The following is a 17400-nucleotide window of genomic DNA, read 5'->3' on the forward strand; positions in this document are numbered from 1 at the left end:
TGATGGCGGCTCCGCACATGTTCGCCCGCTGTGGATGACTTGCCAATTTTTCCACGGCCTGCCATGGCTTGTGGACGAAGCCTCGGCCTTACGCACAGCCGTCAACAGGAGGGCAACAAAACTGTGACCAGAACGCTTTCCTACTTTCATCTCCATCTGATTTCTGATGCGACGGGAGAGACTCTCCTCGCAGCCGGACGTGCGGCTGCGGCGCAATATGCCAATGCGCGGGCCATCGAGCATATTTATCCACTGATCCGTACCGAGAAGCAGCTGCGCAAGGTTTTGGAAGGGATCGATGCCGAACCGGGTATCGTTCTCTATACGATTGTCGATCAGAAACTGGCTGCAATCATTGATGAAGCCTGTGCTGAAATGGGCGTTCCCAGCGTTTCTGTGCTGGAACCGGTGCTGAACACGTTCCAGTCCTATCTTGGTGCGCCGGCGCATCGCCGCGCCAGCGCGCAGCATGTGCTCAATGCCGATTATTTTCGCCGGATCGACGCGCTGAATTTCACGATGGAGCATGATGACGGACAGTTGCCGCTCGATATCGAGGAGGCGGACGTCATTCTGGTCGGCATTTCGCGCACATCCAAGACGCCAACCAGCATTTATCTCGCCAATCGCGGCGTGAAGGCGACCAATGTTCCAATCGTATTGGGCATTCCCGTTCCAGAAGTTCTGTTCACTGCCAAGCGACCGCTGATCGTCGGGCTGGTCGCGACCGCGGAGCGGATTTCGCAAATCCGCCAGAACCGGCCGCTCGGCAGTGTGCCGTCGCTTGATACGGGACTTTACACAGACCGGGTGTCAATTTCCGAAGAACTGGCCTTTGCGCGCAACATCTGCAACAGGCATGGCTGGCCGATCATCGATGTATCGCGGCGGTCCATCGAGGAAACGGCTGCCGCCATATTGGCGCTTTTGCGAACTGGAAAGAACGAAGGATTTCAATCATGACGACCAGGCTCATTCTTGCTTCCAAGAGCCCTTTCCGCTCGGCGCTGTTGAAAAATGCCGGGATCGAGTTTTCGGGTGAAAGCGCCGATATCGATGAGCGCGCCGTCGAAGCGCCGCTTTATGAAACGGGCGCAACGCCGGAAGAAGTGGCCCAGGTTCTGGCTGAAGCCAAGGCGCTCGATGTTGCGGAAAAAAATCCGGGCGCTGTGGTGATCGGCTGCGACCAGACCTTGTCGCTTGGAGACGAAATTTTCCACAAGCCTGCCAATATGGAAGCGGCGGGGCGTCAGCTTCTGCAGTTTTCCGGCAAGACGCACCAGCTCAACAGCGCGGTGGTTCTGGTGAAAGACGGCGAGACCCTGTGGCGTCATGTTTCGGTTGCGCGCATGACCATGCGAGCATTGAGCCCGGCATTTGTCGGGCGCTATCTCGGCCGGGTTGGCGATAGCGCGCTTTCCAGCGTCGGCGCTTATCAGGTGGAAGGTCCGGGCATCCAGCTTTTCGAGAAGATTGAAGGCGATTATTTCACGATTGTCGGTCTGCCGCTGCTGCCGCTGCTTGCCGAACTGCGCAAGGAAAACCTTATCGATGGCTGACACGACAATCGTGACGGGGCCGAAGGCTTTTGTCACCGGCTTTCCGATCAAACATTCGCGGTCACCGCTGATCCATGGATTCTGGCTGAAGGCGCTTGGAATTGACGGCTCTTACGAGCCGCTTGCGGTGAAACCGGAAGAGTTTGCTGCTTTTGCCGCATCTTTGGCCGACAATGGCTTTGCGGGCGGCAATGTGACGATCCCGCATAAGGAAGCAGCACACGCTGCAGCCGACAGTCTGGATGCGGCTGCAACTGCCATCGGCGCGGTCAACACGCTGTGGTTTGAAGACTGCAAGCTTTGCGGCGGCAATACGGATGCCTACGGTTTCGCAGCCAATCTCGATGATTATGCGCCGGGCTGGGACAATGCGGATACAGCGCTTGTTCTGGGCGCGGGCGGCGCGAGCCGCGCCGTCATTCACGCGCTTTTGTCGCGCGGCTTTTCAAAAGTTTCGGTTATCAATCGCACGGTCAGCCGGGCGGAAGAACTGGCGATACATTTTGGTGCCGCAGTTTCAGCTTCCGGCTGGGACGGCGCGCAGCAACGCGTCGCCGATGCGGGGTTGATCGTCAACACCACGTCGCTCGGCATGAGCGGACACGGTGAAGAGATCGGGTTTCCGCTTGATCTGAGTGGCGCTCCTCAAGGCGCCATCGCGACAGATATCGTCTATGTTCCGCTCAAAACGCCCTTTCTGAAAGGCGCAGAAGAAGCTGGTCTCAAGACCGTGGACGGGCTCGGTATGTTGCTGCATCAGGCGGTGCCGGGTTTCGAACGCTGGTTTGGCCAAAAGCCTGAGGTGACGGCGGCGCTGCGGGAGCATATTCTGGCGGATATGGCAAAGGCTGGCGCTCTATGATCATTCTCGGACTGACAGGCTCCATTGGCATGGGAAAAACCACGGCGTCCAATATGTTCGCCGAGGCGGGTGTCCCTGTTTACAGCGCCGACGATGCTGTCCATCAGCTCTATTCAGGCCGCGCCGCGCCACTGATCGAGGCGGCTTTTCCGGGCACAGTGGCAAACGGTACTGTGGACCGTGAAAAGCTTTCTGTCGCGGTGATCGGCAAGCCCGATGCCTTGAAGAAGCTTGAGAGCATCGTGCATCCGCTGGTGCGCGAGGAAGAAGAAGCGTTTCTGCGCGAGGCGGAAGCGCAAGGCTCTGCCATCGCTCTGGTCGATATTCCGCTGCTGTTCGAAACGGGCGGTGAAAAGCGCGTGGACAGGATCGTTGTGGTATCGGCTCCCGCCGATATTCAGCGCGCCCGCGTTTTGGCGCGACCCGGCATGACGGAAGAAAAGCTCGACGCCATTCTCGCCCGGCAGACACCGGATGCCGAAAAGCGCGCCCGCGCCGATTTCGTGCTCGACACGAGCGGCAGTTTTGACAATCTGCGTCAGCAGATAACGGCGGTTATCCAGAAATTGAGTGGAAAGCCGGCTGTCGCGACCGAATAGCGGCATTTGCTGTGCTATAGGTTCTGGACAATTTTCTGAGAGGTTCTTCAATGCGCGAGATCGTTTTCGATACCGAAACCACCGGTCTGGAAAGACTGGAGGATCGCGTGATCGAAATTGGCGGCGTGGAACTGATCAACAAGTTTCCCACAGGCCGCAGGTTCCATAAATTCATCAATCCGCAGGGACGCCAGGTGCATCCCGAGGCCTTGGCGGTGCACGGCATCAGCAACGAGCAATTGCTGGACAAACCGACTTTTGCGGAAATTCTGGACGAGTTTCTCGAATTCTTCGACGGCGCCAAACTGGTAGCGCACAACGCCATGTTCGACCTTGGCTTCATGAATGCCGAGCTTGAACGGCTTGGAAAGCCCGAAATCGCTGTGGAGCGCATTGTGGATACGCTGGCGCTGGCGCGCCGCAAACATCCGATGGGGCCGAACTCGCTGGATGCGTTGTGCAAGCGCTACGGCATCGAAAATTCACACCGGACGCTGCACGGCGCACTGCTCGACTCCGAAATTCTGGCGGAAGTCTATATCGAGCTGATCGGCGGCAAACAGACGGCGCTTGGTCTAAGCATGGATGGCAGCCCGAACAGCAGTGGTGCATCGGACGGTGGTGCAGCGATTGTGCTGGCGGCGCGCCCTGCCCCGCTTGCGCCTCGGGTCAGCGAAACGGAACGCGCAGCCCATACGGCGCTCGTCGATGGCATGGGCGACAAGGCGATCTGGAAAAAATACTCGGCCTGAGAACTTGGCCATTGGTACGAAATAAAAAAAAGCCCGGCTTTGCAGCCGGGCTTTTCGTATCGGAAAGCGATAAAGCTTAGCTCTTGACGGCAGCCTTGGCCTGTTCTTCAGCCATGCGCTGCTGGAACATCTGCGCGAAATCGATCGGGTCGATCATCAGCGGCGGGTAGCCGCCATTGCGCGTTGCGTCAGCAATGATCTGGCGTGCGAACGGGAACAGCAGGCGCGGGCATTCGATGAACAGCAGCGGCAGCATGTGCTCCTGCGGAATGCCCGAAATGCGGAAAACGCCGCCATAGACCAGTTCCGTGTTGAACAGAACGTCCTTGCCGTCCACAGCCTTGGCTTCCAGCGTCAGCACAACGTCAAAATCCGTTTCGGAAAGCGGATTGGCGTTCACATTCACATTGATGTTGATCGAAGGGGCCTTTTCGCGCGGGCGCAGCGACAGCGGCGCACCCGGGCTTTCAAAGGACAGATCCTTCACATATTGGGCCAGAATGTTGAGGGACGGCTCGGCGGTCGCGCCGTTGCCATTCTTTACTTCTCCCGCAGCCTTATCGCTCATTATCGGTATGCCTTCTTTTCGGTAATTAAACTCGTTGCCCCAAAAGGCTGGAATGCTTGGCTAGCATGCGAGCGAGCATGAGGCAAGAAAGGCTTTCAACGTTAGCTATTGCTGCTGTTAGCCGTCTTTGCGCTCGCCTTTCCATGGCGAATTGTCATTCGGCTTGGTCGTATAGTCTTCCGGGTTGAGATCGATGACGCGATCCTCGCCCCGGTTTGGATTGGGTTGCTGATACTGGCCATAGCCATCCGAATAGCGCGCCGATGTGGCGACAACCATGCGGCCACGCACGAATTTTTCCCAGACGATATCGCGAATGAACGGGATGAAAAGCAAAATGCCGATAGTGCTGGTCACGAAGCCGGGCACGATCAGCATGATCGCAGCCAGAACCAGCATGGAGCCATGCACCATTTCACGATCCGGAACGCGGCCTGCGGCCGTTTCCGTGCGGATGCGCTGGAGAAGGCCAATGCCCTGCACACGCAAAAGGAAAAAGCCAAGCATGGCGCTCAAGATCACCAGACCCAGTGTCGCGAAGACGCCGATATGGCTGCCGACGATCACAAAACCGGCGATCTCGATGAACGGCATTGCCAGCATGATGAGAGGGGCGAAAGAAGACGACACGTGAGTCACGACCTTTTAATGTGTGGTTGATGTTCCGAACATAACGACAAATGTAGCTTTTTCAGGTTCGGAACGAAATTGAAACTGTCTATCATGAAATATCAAATAGGTACGCGTGATCGGGATTTGAATGATTGCGCCTGCCGATCTATATGTATGAAACAGAAATTCACGATTGGAAGGGATTTGACGCCCTCTCCTTCAATCAATGGCAGGCGGCATGGAATTTTTCGACTTCGGCACGATCTTCTTCTTCATCGCAGCGGTGATCATTTTTCTCCAGCTGAGGAATGTTCTTGGTCGCCGTACTGGAAATGAAAAGCCGCCCTTCGATCCCTATACATCGGCCAAAAGCGCCGATAATGCCGCGCCTGCTGGTTCGGATGGCGACAATGTGGTGGCTCTACCGCAGCGCGCCGGTGAGAAGGATTTCACGGCAATCGACAAGATCGCGGCGACCGGAACGCCGATCAACGACGGTCTGCGGGCAATTTATGCCGCTGATCCTACCTTTGAACCGGCCCGTTTCGTGGACGGCGTGAAGATCGCCTATGAAATGATTGTGATGTCCTTTGCCGATGGCGATCGCAAAGTTTTGAAGAATCTCTTGTCGAAGGAAGTCTATGAAGGCTTCGTTTCGGCCATTGAGGAACGCGAGCAGCGCGGCGAGAGCGTGCGCTCTTCCTTCGTGGGTATCGAGAAGGCGGAGATCGCAGCTGCCGAAATGAAGGGCTCGGAAGCGCATGTGACGCTGAACATTGTCAGCCAGATGATTTCGGCGACGCTCGACAAGGAAGGCAAGCTGATCGACGGCGACCTCGAAAACGTGGTCGAGATCAAGGATTTGTGGACTTTCGCCCGCGATACGCGCTCGCGTGATCCCAACTGGAAGCTTGTCGCGACCGAAGCGGAAGATTAAGAGAAGGCTTAAGAATCGGGCCGCTGATTTCAGCGGCCTTTTTGTTTGTACTTGATAGAGCCATTCCTTTTTAAAAGCGGAAACGTTAGAACGGCTCTATCAATTTGTTTTCACCGCATTTCCTTCGCAAAACCGTTTCACACTTTTGCTGGAAATGCTCTAGACGGATGCGGCTGTGAGCAACTTGGCGAGGATTTTCCGCCCGGTGGGTTTTTCCGATTGCCCCGGCTGGGACCGGGACGATCAGGCCCCCGCATTTGCCGCTTTTCGCTGTTCCGCCGATTATGCCGCGCATCAGACCTATCATAGCGGCAGCCTTGGCATCAGCTTCGAGGCGTTGCAACCGGCCTTTACCGCGGCACGGCATCTCGATAATCCCGATACGATTACCGCCCGCGCCTTTTTCGAACAGCACTTCATTCCGTGCCGGATCGTTCCGGAACAGGAACAGGGTTTTGTCACCGGGTTTTACGAGCCGGAAATCGAAGCATCCCGTGTTGCGGATGATCGATTCACGGTGCCGTTTCTGAGAAAGCCGGACGATCTCGTCAAAGTGACCGATGAGAACCGCCCCGCCGGTTTTGATCCGAGCTATGCGTTCGCGCGTCAGACAGAGGCTGGGCTTGTCGAATATGACGACCGCCGCCAGATCGAACAGGGCAGTCTTGCCGGGCGGGGCCTTGAGATTGCCTTCGTTGCTGATCGGGTGGATGCGTTTTTTGCCCATGTTCAGGGCGCTGCCCGGCTGAAATTCAGCGATGGCAGCATGATGCGCATCACTTATGCCGCCAAGGCGGGGCATCCCTTTACCGGCATTGGACGTATTCTCGTCGCCAATGGCGAAATTCCGGCAGCCGATATTTCCATGCAGACAATCCGCCGCTGGCTGAAGGATCACCCAGAAAAGGCGGATGCGCTGATCTGGCAGAACCGGTCCTATATCTTCTTCCGGGAAGCGCCGGTGGATGATGTTGATGCAGGTCCGATTGCGGCTGCCAAGGTTCCGCTGACGGCGGGCCGGTCGCTTGCCGTTGACCGGCTGCTGCACACTTTCGGCACGCCCTTTTATGTCGATGCGCCGACTGTGACCGTTTTCGATGGCGCGCCTTTCGCACGGCTGATGATCGCACAGGATACCGGCACGGCCATTGTCGGCCCGGCGCGCGGCGATCTGTTTGCCGGATCTGGCGATGCGGCTGGCGAGATTGCGGGCGGTATCAAGAGTGCAGCGGAATTCTACGCGCTTGTGCCTCGCAAGCTGGTGGAGGCGTGACCATGGCGCGCGACACCGATAAGTCCGGCAAGGATTATTTGCGGCCCGAAGATCGCATTCTCTGGGAAACGGTCGCCAAGACCGCAAAGCCCTTGACGCGACAGAAGCCGATCGCGGAAGAACTGCCTGATTTCAAGACCTTGATGGCGGACGAAGAAAAGCGGCCAACGCTGAAAGTACCGCAGGCTTCTGTCGATGGAGGAAGCAAGCCGAAAAAAGGCCTGTCGTCGCTTAGTGAAATGCAAATGCAGTCGCTGGACAGGCCGACCCATCGCAAGATCGCCAAAGGCAGGGTCGATATTGAGGCGCGGATCGATCTTCACGGCCTCACGCAGAATGAGGCACACGGTCTTCTCTATAGCTTTCTGGTCAGCGCCCATGCACGCGGTTTGCGGCATGTGATGGTGATCACCGGTAAGGGGCGTTCTTTCGGCAGCGATGGTATTTTGCGCCAGGCCGTGCCGCACTGGTTTTCCACACCGCTGTTCCGGCTTCTGGTCAGCGCTTTTGAAGATGCCGCGCGCCATCATGGCGGTCACGGCGCGCTTTATGTTCGTCTGCGCCGCCAGACCCAGCAGAACTTGCTCGGCGGGGGCTTGGGCGGAGGCAGGCCGCAGCGATGACCCCGTTCGGAAAGCGATTGCGGGAACTGCGCGAAGAGCGCGGCGTGACGCAAAAAGATATGGCGGCGGCGCTGCGCGTTTCGCCCGCCTATCTGTCGGCGCTGGAACATGGCCGGCGCGGTCAGCCGACCTGGGATTTGCTCCAGCGCATCATCACTTTTTTCAATATCATCTGGGATGAGGCGGAAGAGCTGCAAAGCCTTGCTGCCGTTTCGCATCCGCGCGTGGTGATCGACACGTCAGGCCTGTCGCCGCAGGCAACGGAGCTTGCCAATCTTCTGGCGCGCAATATCCGCATCATCGACAAGGAAACCATCAAGCGTCTGAGCGATGATATCGAGACGGCGCGCAAGCGCCGCCGGGGCATCATCCCGAAGGGCTAGAACAAAGCCTTCAGCTCGTCCAGCTTGGTGTTGACCAACCAGCCATAGTAATTTTCCTGCGGCAGTTGCGGGTCGGAACGCCCTGCATTCTCATTTGCCAGTGCACGGGCGCGGGCATCGGCGCCGCCAGTGTTATAGAGTGTGGCGGTGAGGCCCGGATTTTTCGAAATGTCGAAACCGGCGATCTGGCGATAGGAATTTATCGACTGTTTCAGCGTGGCCGCGATGTAAGGCAGCGTCAGGTCCGGGTCCATGATGGTCTTGTAGACGGCGCTGCCGTCTTCCGCGTCAAGCTTCGGCAGACCGGAAACGCGGTTTACCATGTCGGACATCTGCAAGGCGGTCAGCGGGTTGATCTGGCCAAGGCCAAATGTCTGCCCGGCATAGAAGGGCTGGAAGAAGACCGCGCTGAAACGGTTGTTCGGATAGGAATTGCCGCCAACCGACTTGCCCCGAAACGTCTTGTTCCAGACCGTTTCACGGCATGACCACAGCGAATAGCTGTCCTTGAACTTCAGGCAGTCGGCGAATTCGGGACGCTTGATAAACTGCCCGATGCTTTCACCATTATAGCCGAAGCTCACACCCTGATTCACATAGGACATGGCTTTCACGTAATAGGTCTGGAGCCGGTCATAGACGTCGACATTATAGGTGTGCTCACCAACAATCGCACCAACAATATGAATGGGATCAATGCCATAGGCGGCGGCGGTCGAACGAATCTTCGAACGCAGCGAGGCGTCCTTCTTCAGAAGATTATAGATCTTCTGGTATTTCTTCTCATAGGTGGTGCTCAGTTCCCGGGTGCGCTTCGCGGATGCGCCGGGAATAGGCGGCTGTTCCGCATTGCGGTTGCCGGGCGGCACGACCGTGACGGCATAGGCGCTTTGGCTTGCGAGCATGAAGGCCAGGGTGACGCCAGCAACAGTGGAAACCGGCTTTGCATTGGAAATGGCGCGGAAACAAAAGCCAGCAATGCGGTTCAGTGTACTGTTGCTTATCATTGTTCGGAAGCGGCCCTGATATGGTAAATGGATCGTGAAATTGCGGGGAAAATAGAAAACCCCCTCGCGCAAGTCGAGGGGTTTCTTTGTCGAAGCATGAAAGCAACGGGGGCCGTGGCTTTCCGGTCACTTGTTGCGAAAGGCTTTTTGCCACAAAGCAGGATGTGTCGTCCTGTTTTTGTAGTCAATGGCGGCAAAGATGTCCTTTCTGGCGGTGAAAAAGCGCATTTCAACCAAATAAGAATTGGGAATAAAATCATAGAAATAGTGGTATTCCTAGTTGTTCATATAAAAATGCAATTTTGGTATTAATAAAGAAATATAGGATGATTGTAATTCAATTATTTAATCAGTAAAAAGATAATAATTATTGCAGGCAGTTTCAGAATACGCAAATTAGAATTGTTATAAAAGATCATTATTGACGTCTTATTGTTGCCATTTAAAGAAGACTATCAATGTCAACTTTATGTGGAAATAATGATGGTCATCTATTCATCGCGGCGCGTTATGCGGAAGCATCGGGAAGAGAAAAGCTGGATATCGGTTTCAAGATCACTTCTTGCAAGTACTTGCTTTTCAACTGCGCTTATTGTTAGCGGTGCATCTTCGATGGCACAAACCGCATCTGATCAAGAACAAGAGGCAGCAGCCGATACGATTGTTCTTGACCAGATCGTCCTGACGGCGTCGTCGATTGCTACGACTTTGAAAGAAGCGCCGGCGAGCATCTCTGTAGTCGATCAGGATCAGCTTCAGCAGCGCGGTGCACCGGACATTACCGAAGCTCTGCGTACCGTGCCGGGGGTCAATGTTGGATTCGACAGCAGCGGTACACGCGGCATCAGCATTCGCGGTTTGGGTAGTGCTTATACCCTCCTTATGGTGGACGGAAAGCGGATCAATGCGGGTCTGACCACGCTGCGCGACTATAATGGCGACCTCAGCTGGATTCCTGTCGACGCCATCGAGCGTATCGAAGTGGTGCGCGGCCCGATGTCCACGCTTTACGGTTCCGATGCGCTTGGCGGTGTGGTCAACATTATCACCAAGAAGTCGAGTGATAAGTGGTCCGGCTCGCTGACGACCGAGTGGATCCAGCCTGAAAGCGATGCGACTGGCGTTTCCAAGAAGGTCAGCGCCTATGTCAGCGGCCCGATTGTGCCGGATGAACTGACCATGACTATGTATGGCAACATAGGCAGCAAGGACCCCGGCAATTCGGCAAAGCTCGGCGATATCACCGTGCCGACCGGCATCGATGATTACGATATCAATGCAAAACTCTCCTGGACGCCGGTCAAGGGTCAGCTTTTCGAGCTTGAAGGCGGCACCGGACGCGAAAAATACCACCCTTATCTGGCGGATGGCGAAATCGATACCAGCAACACCCAGATTACCAGAACAACTGGTTCGCTCCGCCATGTCGGTGAATGGGAGTTCGGCACATCCACGATCACCGGCATGATCGAACATGCGGAGAATTTTCACACATCCGCAGACGCCAATGGTTTGCCCGATGACGGTACGTCGATCACCGTCGACACCTATACGCTCGACGGCAAGGTTTCCATGCCGCTGGATTTCTGGTTCGAGCAGAACCTGACGGTGGGTAGCGAGTTCCGTTATGAGGACATGAACGATCCGGAAAATCTCGGTATCGCCAATTCCGTCACCGGAACGACCGGCTCCACCCAAACGAGCATGTGGTCGGCCGCCGTCTTCATGGAAGACCAGATCAGGCTCCGGGATGATCTGAAGCTGACTGCCGGGCTGCGTATCGACCAGCATGAGGAATTCGGCACCCATGCCAGCCCGCGCCTCTACCTGAATTATGATTTGAATGACAATCTATCGTTCAAGGCGGGCTGGGCGCAGGCCTTCAAGGCGCCAAATCTACGCCAGTTGAACCCGAACTGGGTCCAGACCTCGCGCGGTAACGGTTGCGGCGCGGTGGGCGGCCCCTGCGAAATGGTTGGCAATCCGGATTTGCAGCCGGAAACCAGCAACAGTTTCGAAATCGGCGCCGCCTATACGCAGGATATCTGGGAAGCGGGACTGTCCTATTTCTATAACGACATCAAGGACAAGATCACCTCAGCGCGTGAGGCCTCGCTGATTCTGGACAATGGTACGAAATATGTTCAGCAGATCAATGTCGACCGCGCGCGCACGCAAGGTTTTGAAGGCAATCTCAAGGTTCAGCTGCATCCTGATGTGACCTGGAGCAACTCCTTCACCTACCTGATCGAATCCGTCAATCTGGAGACCGGCGAACCGCTTGCCGCCGATCCGGAATATTCCATCCATACGGAACTTGCCTGGCGCGTACGCGAGAATTTCAGCGTCATCGGTTCAATGGATTTCTACGGCAAGCAGGTGGACTACGTCATGGACGCAACCTCCGTAACCGCTCAGAACGTATCAGCCTACAATATGGTCAATGCGTCGTTCAAATATGATCCGAGCGAGAATTTCACGCTGCGTGCTGGCGTGAACAATATCTTTGACGAGCAGCCCGAAGCCGAGTCCAGCTATTCTGAAAACGGCAGAAGCTATTTCGTTTCGCTGACCTCGAAATTCTGACCAGAACCAACGCACATTCCGCAAACTGTGAAAGGTTTCGGAATGTGCCGGAGGAATTGAAACCTCATGTATCAAAAGAAATTCATCCGAAATCTGTTCGTACTGCCGTTGTTGAGTCTTGCGATGGTGCCGACTTATGTCGCCGCACAGGAGACCGTCATTCATCACGCGCACGGAGAAACCAAATTTTCGACCACGCCGCAGAAAGTTGCCGTCTTCGATCTCGCGGCATTGGATATTCTGCATTCGCTTGGCGTGAAGGCGGTAGCCGGTGTTCCGAAAACCAAGGATAAGCCCGCAAATTTTCCTGCTTACCTTGGTGAGTATGCTGGATCGTCTTACGCCGCGGTTGGCACCCTGTTTGAACCTGACGAGGTTGAGCTGCAAGCATTGAAGCCGGACCTGATTATCGTCGGGGGACGTTCCCGTACAAAGTTCGATGCTGTTGCCACAATCGCGCCGTCCATCGATATCACCGAGAGCGGAAACGATATTGCGCAGATCGCCATCGACAATACGGAAAAGCTGGCAAAGGTCTTTGGTGCGGAAGATACGGCGACAAAGCGCATTGAAACGCTGAAAACTGCCCTCACAGATTTGAGGGCACAGGGCAAAGCTGCGGGCACCGGGCTGGTGCTGTTTTCGGCAGGTCGAAATGTTTCGGCGCAACCGCCCGGCTCGCGCTTTGGCGTGGTTTATGATTTTATCGGGATCAAATCCGTAATGCCGCAATCCGATGCGTCGGAAGGCGGTCCGCGTCCAAAACCCGGCTCACCTGAAGCTGAGGCGCGCCGTGTAGCACAGGAAAAGCTGCTGCAAGATGCGCTCGCTGCCGACCCAGACTGGTTGTTTATTCTCGACCGTAGTGCTGCGGTTGGTAGCGAGCCGAGTACTCTCGCGGAGCGTTTGGGGGCAATGCCGGAGGTGACGAAGACCCGCGCCTGGCAACAGAAGCATGTCGTCTTTCTCAACCCCAAGCTCTGGTATCAGGTGGGAGCTGGCATCGAAGCGCTCACCACCAATGCGAATGAGTTGAGTGCAGCCTTGCGGTCGGCAAAGTAAGCTTGCCTTGCATTCCGAATGAAAAAAGGCAGAGGTTTCACCCTCTGCCTTTTTCATAAAGCCTCTCGGCGCGGTTACAGAATGAAGCGCGACAGGTCGGTGTTCTTGGACAGAGCGCCCACCTTTTCCTTCACATAGTTCGCGTCGACGGTGAAGGTCGCACCGGTTTTATCCGGGGCAGTGAACGAAATCTCGTCCAGAACCTTTTCCATCACCGTCTGCAAGCGGCGAGCGCCGATGTTTTCGACGGTCGCATTCAGATCGACTGCAATATCAGCAAGAGCATCGATGGCGTCATCGGTGAAGGACAGCGTCACCTCTTCCGTCTGCATCAGCGAAATATACTGCTTGATCAGGCTTGCCTCCGTTTCCGTGAGGATACGGCGGAAGTCTTCGCGTGTCAGAGCGGAAAGCTCGACGCGGATCGGCAGACGGCCTTGCAATTCCGGCAGAAGATCGGACGGCTTCGACACATGGAACGCGCCGGAGGTGATGAAAAGGATATGATCCGTCTTCACCGGTCCGTACTTGGTCGCAACCGTGGTGCCTTCGACGAGTGGCAGCAGATCGCGCTGCACGCCTTCGCGTGAAACGCCGGCCCCACCGCCGCCTTCGCGGGAGGCGATCTTGTCGATCTCGTCGATGAACACGATACCTTCGTCTTCGGTAACACGCAGCGCTTCCTGCACGATCTGGTCCTGATCAAGCAGCTTGTCGGATTCATCGTTGACGAGGATTGCATAGGAATCCTTCACCGTGGTCTTGCGCGTCTTGGTGCGCCCGCCCATGGCCTTGCCCAGCATGTCCGACAGGTTGAGCACGCCGATATTAGCGCCCGGCATGCCGGGGATCTCGAAATTCGAGTTTGATCCGGTATCGGCGACCTCGACCTCGATTTCCTTGTCGTCCAGCTCGCCGTTGCGTAGCTTCTTGCGGAAACTGTCACGGGTGGCAGGGCTTGCCGTCTTGCCGACCAAAGCTTCGAGAACGCGTTCCTCGGCATTGAGATGCGCCTTGGCCTTCACGTCGTCGCGGCGCTTTTCACGCACAAGCGCGATGGCGACTTCAACGAGGTCACGGATAATCTGTTCCACGTCGCGGCCCACATAGCCCACTTCGGTGAACTTGGTGGCTTCAACCTTGACGAAAGGCGCGCCCGCAAGCTTGGCGAGGCGGCGCGAGATTTCCGTCTTGCCGACGCCGGTCGGTCCGATCATCAGGATGTTCTTCGGCATGACCTCTTCGCGCATCTGCCCTTCGAGCTGCTGGCGACGCCAGCGATTGCGCAAGGCGATGGCTACGGCGCGCTTGGCGTCGTTTTGGCCGATAATGAACCGGTCAAGTTCCGAAACGATTTCACGGGGAGAGAAGTTACTCATTTTACAACCCACTTTGCCACTGCTTGATGAACTCGAACGGATGCAGCAGCATGATCACGTTGAGCGTAAGATTGTCGCGAATGACGATCAGCGCCAGAATTTCAAAGAAGAGCGCGATGGCGACGGTGATTTTTGTTGGCAGCTTTGCGGCGATCAGGAACCCGAGCGCGGCGGCGAGCGTATCGGAAACCGAATTCACGATGCTATCGCCGAAATAGTCCACCGAGGACGTATTGGCGCGATAGCGCTCGATAATGAAATTCGAGTTTTCGACCAGCTCCCAGACCGCTTCAATGCCGACCGCAGCCGCAAGTCTCAAGCCGAGCGGGGCTTTGGGCGCGATGACCGTGAACAGCCAGTAGAACAGAAAGCCATGGATGATATGCGACAGCGTGTACCAGTCGGCTATATGCTGCGAGTTCTCCGATTTCAGAGACCCCGACCATAGTTTTATGGTGCCGCAGTCGCACATGGCGATCCGCCCGTCGAGGTGCAGCCAGATGGCCTGCACCGCGATGATGGCAATCACGATCAGGACGCCCAGGCCCCAGCGTTGTGCACTCGGTTTGGTGACCTGCGCGAGCGAGCTCATTCTGCGTCCAGGCTTTCCACGAGGATATTGTGGTTGGTGTAGATGCATATATCGGCTGCGATCTCCATCGCCTTGCGGGCGATCTCTTCTGCCGATTTGTCGGTATCGATCAGCGCACGGGCCGCAGCCAGCGCATAATTGCCGCCCGAACCGATGGCCATAACGCCATGATCCGGTTCAAGCACGTCGCCGGTGCCGGTAAGCGCCAGCGTCACCTTGCTGTCGGCGACAAGCATCATGGCTTCGAGCTTGCGCAGATAACGGTCGGTGCGCCAGTCCTTGGCGAGTTCGACCGAAGCGCGCATGAGCTGGTCGGGATATTGTTCCAGCTTGGCTTCGAGCCGTTCCAGAAGGGTGAAGGCGTCGGCGGTCGCGCCGGCGAAACCGGCAATCACATTGCCCTTGCCGATGCGGCGAACCTTGCGCGCATTGCCCTTCATGACGGTATTGCCGAGCGAGACCTGGCCGTCGCCTGCGATAACGACCTTGCCGTTCTTGCGGACGGTCACGATGGTCGTGCCGTAAATCGTTGTGGGATTGTGTTCGATCATGGATGCTCCTTTGGCGGCTCATGCAATCCCGGACGGCGATCCCACAAGCCCCTTCATCTGAGGGTGAACCGCTTCAGCCGGTCATCTTGCCGGATGAATCGCGTTTCAATGTGGATATTTAAGAACAGCCCCCTGAATTGCAAATACTGAATTGCAAATGCCGATTTGCTGCTTGCCGGAATGCCAAAAGCAATTGGCAAAGCGGGCAAGCTGTTCTAGAACGCCTCCAGTACCCCAATGAGGATCGCTTATGACTGCTGAAAGCACCCGCAAGGCAAGTATCGAACGCTCCACGAAAGAGACGAGCATTGCCGTTTCTGTCGATCTGGATGGCGTCGGCAAGTTCGACATCACAACCGGTGTCGGCTTCTTCGATCATATGCTCGAGCAGCTTTCGCGACATTCGCTCATCGATATGCGCGTCATGGCCAAGGGCGACCTGCATATCGACGATCACCACACGGTTGAAGATACCGGCATTGCGCTCGGTCAGGCTGTCGCCAAAGCCTTGGGCGAGCGTCGCGGCATCGTGCGCTATGCCTCGCTTGATCTCGCCATGGACGATACGCTGACTGGTGCCGCGGTTGACGTGTCCGGCCGTGCTTTTCTGGTGTGGAACGTGAATTTCACGACGGCTAAGATCGGCACTTTCGATACCGAGCTTGTGCGTGAATTCTTCCAGGCCTTTGCGATGAATGCAGGCATTACGCTGCATATCAACAATCATTATGGCGCCAATAATCACCATATCGCCGAGTCGATCTTCAAGGCGGTGGCTCGGGTTCTGCGCACGGCGCTGGAAACCGATCCGCGCCAGAAGGATGCAATCCCCTCCACCAAGGGGTCGCTGAAGGGATAATTCATGGCCCAGTTCGTCGTTCTGGAACCAACCGAAGCGTCTTCCAAAAAGAAGCGCAGCGGGTCGAGCGTTGAACATTCCGTGTTCGTGCGCGACGGATTCCATGTCATGGCGCTGGTTCTGCCCTTTGTCTGGCTAGCGACGCAGCGCCTCTGGTTCGAGGCCTTCGCCGTTCTGGGTGTCACGTTTCTGCTCGGCTTTGCCGGGAGTTACTTCGGCATTGCCGATGCGGTTCCCCTGCTGACACTAATCGTCTCGCTGTTCGTGGCCTTTGAAGGCCCGAACTGGAAAATCGCGAAACTGAAGCGTCAGGGTTATATCGAACAGGCGGCAATCGACGCCAGCGATCTCGACGAGGCGGAAATCCGTTATTTCTTCGGACACTCGACGTCTGAAGCCACTATCTCGGAAAAGCCTGTCCCTGCATTGGACCCGGTCACGGCCAATCGATGGGACAAGGCCTCACCGCGTCCCACTTATTCCTCTACTGGCTCCACGATCGGATTCGTGGGTCATCGCGGAGAAAGCTGAAAATGCGTGTTGCGATAATCGACTATGGTTCCGGCAATCTTCGCTCGGCCACCAAGGCCTTTGAGCGTGCCGCCCGCGAAAGCGGCATCAATGCCGAAATCGAACTAACGGCGGATGCCGAACGGGTGGCGTCTGCCGACCGCGTGGTGTTGCCCGGCGTTGGCGCTTATGCCGATTGCCGTGCCGGTCTCCATGCCGTGTCGGGCATGGTTGAAGCGCTCGATGAGGTTGTCATCAAGATGGGCCATCCGTTTCTCGGTATCTGCGTCGGCATGCAGTTGATGTCCGAACGCGGATTGGAAAAGACCGTGACGGAAGGTCTCGGCTGGATTGCGGGCGATGTGCGCGAAATGACGCCCTCGGACACGACGCTGAAGATTCCGCAGATCGGCTGGAATCGGATTCACGTGAAACAATCGCATCAGGCGCATCCGATTTTCGACGGAATCGAGACCGGTGAAAACGGTTTGCACGCCTATTTCGTCCATTCCTATATGTTCGACGCGACGAAGGCGGACGAGGTTCTGGCCGTGACGGATTACGGTGGCGATGTTACCGCTGCTGTCGGTCGCGACAATATGGTGGGAACCCAGTTCCACCCGGAAAAGAGCCAGCTGCTCGGCCTTTCGCTCATTGCCAATTTCCTGAAATGGAAGCCTTGAAGA

The 17400-nt window shown here is 56.3% G+C and carries 21 protein-coding genes; 15 read left to right on the plus strand and 6 right to left on the minus strand.

Annotated elements, in window-relative coordinates; all coding sequences use genetic code 11:
• The first annotated feature begins 123 nt into the window (after positions 1–123).
• Genes FHW03_RS00885 through dnaQ form a run of 5 tightly spaced genes read left to right on the plus strand, consistent with a single transcriptional unit; the run spans position 124 to position 3772 of the window.
• Entirely contained in the window at positions 124–963 is an 840-nt protein-coding gene (locus tag FHW03_RS00885) for a pyruvate, water dikinase regulatory protein (protein WP_138784113.1), read from the plus strand.
• Positions 960–1559 carry a Maf-like protein gene (locus tag FHW03_RS00890; RefSeq protein ID WP_182518947.1) on the plus strand — a complete coding sequence of 200 codons (600 nt, stop codon included), beginning with the start codon at positions 960–962 and terminating at the stop codon, positions 1557–1559. Before FHW03_RS00885 ends, FHW03_RS00890 begins: the two co-directional genes overlap by 4 nt.
• Complete coding sequence (locus tag FHW03_RS00895; RefSeq protein ID WP_182518948.1) at positions 1552–2421, plus strand: shikimate dehydrogenase; 870 nt, start codon at positions 1552–1554, stop codon at positions 2419–2421. The genes FHW03_RS00890 and FHW03_RS00895 overlap by 8 nt, the downstream gene beginning before the upstream one ends.
• On the plus strand, positions 2418–3020 hold the full coding sequence (gene coaE / locus FHW03_RS00900) for a dephospho-CoA kinase (protein ID WP_182518949.1): 603 nt from the start codon (positions 2418–2420) through the stop codon (positions 3018–3020). The genes FHW03_RS00895 and coaE overlap by 4 nt, the downstream gene beginning before the upstream one ends.
• Before the next feature lie 50 nt (positions 3021–3070).
• The gene (gene dnaQ / locus FHW03_RS00905) at positions 3071–3772 is read left to right on the plus strand and encodes a DNA polymerase III subunit epsilon (RefSeq protein WP_182518950.1); all 702 of its coding nucleotides are present in this window, start codon (positions 3071–3073) and stop codon (positions 3770–3772) included.
• 76 nt (positions 3773–3848) lie between these two features.
• Here dnaQ and secB read toward each other — a convergent pair whose 3' ends face one another.
• Positions 3849–4340, minus strand: a complete 492-nt coding sequence (secB, locus tag FHW03_RS00910) for a protein-export chaperone SecB (RefSeq protein WP_078337629.1) — start codon at positions 4338–4340, stop codon at positions 3849–3851.
• Positions 4341–4457: 117 nt separating this feature from the next.
• A complete protein-coding gene (locus FHW03_RS00915; RefSeq protein WP_182518951.1) occupies positions 4458–4970 on the minus strand; it encodes an FxsA family protein in 513 nt (170 codons plus the stop codon).
• 220 nt (positions 4971–5190) lie between these two features.
• Between FHW03_RS00915 and FHW03_RS00920 the strand changes: the two genes are divergently transcribed.
• The 4 genes from FHW03_RS00920 (at position 5191) to FHW03_RS00935 (ending at position 8168) form a co-directional block, all read left to right on the plus strand.
• On the plus strand, positions 5191–5889 hold the full coding sequence (locus FHW03_RS00920; protein ID WP_182518952.1) for a Tim44/TimA family putative adaptor protein: 699 nt from the start codon (positions 5191–5193) through the stop codon (positions 5887–5889).
• 175 nt (positions 5890–6064) lie between these two features.
• Positions 6065–7162 (plus strand): murein transglycosylase A, encoded by a 1098-nt coding sequence (locus FHW03_RS00925; protein ID WP_182518953.1) that lies wholly within the window; start codon positions 6065–6067, stop codon positions 7160–7162.
• Positions 7163–7164: 2 nt separating this feature from the next.
• Entirely contained in the window at positions 7165–7785 is a 621-nt protein-coding gene (locus FHW03_RS00930; RefSeq protein WP_182518954.1) for a Smr/MutS family protein, read from the plus strand.
• On the plus strand, positions 7782–8168 hold the full coding sequence (locus tag FHW03_RS00935) for a helix-turn-helix domain-containing protein (RefSeq protein ID WP_182518955.1): 387 nt from the start codon (positions 7782–7784) through the stop codon (positions 8166–8168). Before FHW03_RS00930 ends, FHW03_RS00935 begins: the two co-directional genes overlap by 4 nt.
• Here the strand turns inward: FHW03_RS00935 and FHW03_RS00940 are convergent.
• Positions 8165–9175, minus strand: a complete 1011-nt coding sequence (locus FHW03_RS00940) for a DUF1402 family protein (RefSeq protein WP_182518956.1) — start codon at positions 9173–9175, stop codon at positions 8165–8167. The genes FHW03_RS00935 and FHW03_RS00940 overlap by 4 nt on opposite strands.
• Positions 9176–9202: 27 nt before the next feature.
• Here FHW03_RS00940 and FHW03_RS00945 point away from each other — a divergent pair, with 27 nt between their 5' ends.
• The 3 genes from FHW03_RS00945 (at position 9203) to FHW03_RS00955 (ending at position 12823) form a co-directional block, all read left to right on the plus strand.
• Positions 9203–9487 carry a hypothetical protein gene (locus FHW03_RS00945; protein ID WP_182518957.1) on the plus strand — a complete coding sequence of 95 codons (285 nt, stop codon included), beginning with the start codon at positions 9203–9205 and terminating at the stop codon, positions 9485–9487.
• A gap of 300 nt (positions 9488–9787) precedes the next feature.
• The gene (locus tag FHW03_RS00950; protein ID WP_377513831.1) at positions 9788–11761 is read left to right on the plus strand and encodes a TonB-dependent receptor domain-containing protein; all 1974 of its coding nucleotides are present in this window, start codon (positions 9788–9790) and stop codon (positions 11759–11761) included.
• 66 nt (positions 11762–11827) lie between these two features.
• Entirely contained in the window at positions 11828–12823 is a 996-nt protein-coding gene (locus tag FHW03_RS00955) for an ABC transporter substrate-binding protein (protein ID WP_182518959.1), read from the plus strand.
• A gap of 74 nt (positions 12824–12897) precedes the next feature.
• On the opposite strand, the gene hslU is transcribed toward FHW03_RS00955, so the two are convergent.
• From hslU to hslV, 3 genes are read right to left on the minus strand one after another with little or no spacing between them, the layout of a single operon-like run.
• Positions 12898–14202, minus strand: a complete 1305-nt coding sequence (hslU, locus tag FHW03_RS00960) for an ATP-dependent protease ATPase subunit HslU (RefSeq protein ID WP_078337635.1) — start codon at positions 14200–14202, stop codon at positions 12898–12900.
• A gap of 1 nt (position 14203) precedes the next feature.
• A complete protein-coding gene (locus tag FHW03_RS00965; RefSeq protein WP_182518960.1) occupies positions 14204–14794 on the minus strand; it encodes a DUF2585 domain-containing protein in 591 nt (196 codons plus the stop codon).
• Entirely contained in the window at positions 14791–15345 is a 555-nt protein-coding gene (gene hslV / locus FHW03_RS00970; protein ID WP_182518961.1) for an ATP-dependent protease subunit HslV, read from the minus strand. Before hslV ends, FHW03_RS00965 begins: the two co-directional genes overlap by 4 nt.
• Before the next feature lie 250 nt (positions 15346–15595).
• Between hslV and hisB the strand changes: the two genes are divergently transcribed.
• From hisB to hisH, 3 genes are read left to right on the plus strand one after another with little or no spacing between them, the layout of a single operon-like run.
• On the plus strand, positions 15596–16204 hold the full coding sequence (hisB, locus tag FHW03_RS00975; RefSeq protein ID WP_121536896.1) for an imidazoleglycerol-phosphate dehydratase HisB: 609 nt from the start codon (positions 15596–15598) through the stop codon (positions 16202–16204).
• A 3-nt stretch (positions 16205–16207) separates the two neighbouring features.
• Positions 16208–16735 carry a DUF2628 domain-containing protein gene (locus FHW03_RS00980; protein ID WP_182518962.1) on the plus strand — a complete coding sequence of 176 codons (528 nt, stop codon included), beginning with the start codon at positions 16208–16210 and terminating at the stop codon, positions 16733–16735.
• Between the two features lie 2 nt (positions 16736–16737).
• Positions 16738–17397 (plus strand): imidazole glycerol phosphate synthase subunit HisH, encoded by a 660-nt coding sequence (hisH, locus tag FHW03_RS00985; protein ID WP_182518963.1) that lies wholly within the window; start codon positions 16738–16740, stop codon positions 17395–17397.
• The last annotated feature ends 3 nt before the right edge of the window (positions 17398–17400 follow it).

The organism is Ochrobactrum sp. RH2CCR150 (genome assembly GCA_014138095.1).
GTDB lineage: Bacteria > Pseudomonadota > Alphaproteobacteria > Rhizobiales > Rhizobiaceae > Brucella > Brucella gambitense.